A 1,186-nucleotide genomic window follows, 5' to 3' on the forward strand; every position below is an offset into this window, starting at 1 on the left:
CCAGCAGCCTGTCCAGCCGCTGACCGGCGGGGCCTGCCCGGCCCTCTGGTACATCTGCCCCGCCTCGTAGGCACTCACGAAGCCGCCGACGCCGAGAAGGCTGACCAGAAGGCCGAGCCCGCCGCCGAGGCCGGTGCCGGTGTGCTGCTTCATCTCTTCGAAGACCTTGAAGAACCACACGAAGCCGGCGATCCCCAGCGTGAAGATGAAGAGCAAGATCCACGGCAGGGTCTCGCGCACCTGCCCCACAGGTCCGTATCCGTACGCTGCATAGGCCTGCTGGTACTGCTGCGGAACGTAACCCTGCTCGTAGCCGGGCTGCTGGTAGGCACCCTGCTCGTAGCCGGGCTGCTGGTAGCCGGGCTGCTGGTAGCCGGGTTGCTGGGGGTACCCAGGTTGCTGGTAGCCGCCCTGCTGGTAGGCACCCTGCTCATACCCAGGCTGGGGGTAGCCGGGCTGTTGATAGCCGCCCTGCTCATACCCGGGCTGGGGGTACCCAGGTTGCTGGTAGCCGCCCTGCTCGTATCCGGGCGGTGGAGGCCCCGGCTGCTGGTAGCCAGGCTGTTCCGGTTGCTCCTGGTATCCGCCGGTATTCGGGTCGTATGGGTTCTGCTCTGGAGGCTGAGTCACGATTGTTCTCCTTGTTAGCGCAAGAGGGCACACGTTAGCCCGCGCTTCATGATGGGTCAACGCGCAATGGGTCTTTTTTGACGCCGGCGCCTATGGCTGCCGCTCATGGCAGGCAGAGTCATCCCACTTTCGCAGGCCGTGCATCAGCCTCCCGGAAGTCGCTATACGGCGGCTATACGATCAGGAGCACTTTGCCGACGTGACTGCCTTCCTCGACGACGCGGTGGGCGTCGGCCACCGCGCTCATGGGCAGCGAGTCGTGGACGACTGGGACGACGGCGCCACTCTCGACGAGTGGCCAGAGACGCTCACGGACGGCGGCGACGATCGCCGCCTTCTCCTCGGGAGGCCGGGCGCGGAGCGTCGTGCCGATCACGGAGGCGCGCTTGCCCATCAGAGCCTGCAGGTTCAGCTCGGCTTTCCGTCCGCCCTGCAGCCCGATCACGACCAGCCGGCCACCGGTCGCCAGTACATCGAGATTGGCGGACAGGTACTTCGCACCGATGATGTCGAGGACCACATCGGCGCCGTGCCCGCCTGTAGCGTCGCGGACGAC

Annotated in this window: 2 protein-coding genes; both read right to left on the reverse strand. The window is 66.4% G+C overall.

The window, feature by feature from the left end; translation table 11 throughout:
• On the reverse strand, positions 1 to 630 hold a 630-nt coding region (locus ELR45_RS39075), incomplete at its 3' end, for a DUF4234 domain-containing protein (RefSeq protein WP_205857265.1).
• A 172-nt stretch (positions 631 to 802) separates the two neighbouring features.
• On the reverse strand, positions 803 to 1,186 hold a 384-nt coding region (locus tag ELR45_RS39080), incomplete at its 5' end, for a zinc-binding dehydrogenase (protein ID WP_205857266.1).

Source organism: Phytoactinopolyspora endophytica, from assembly GCF_004138495.1.
Classification (GTDB): domain Bacteria; phylum Actinomycetota; class Actinomycetes; order Jiangellales; family Jiangellaceae; genus Phytoactinopolyspora; species Phytoactinopolyspora endophytica.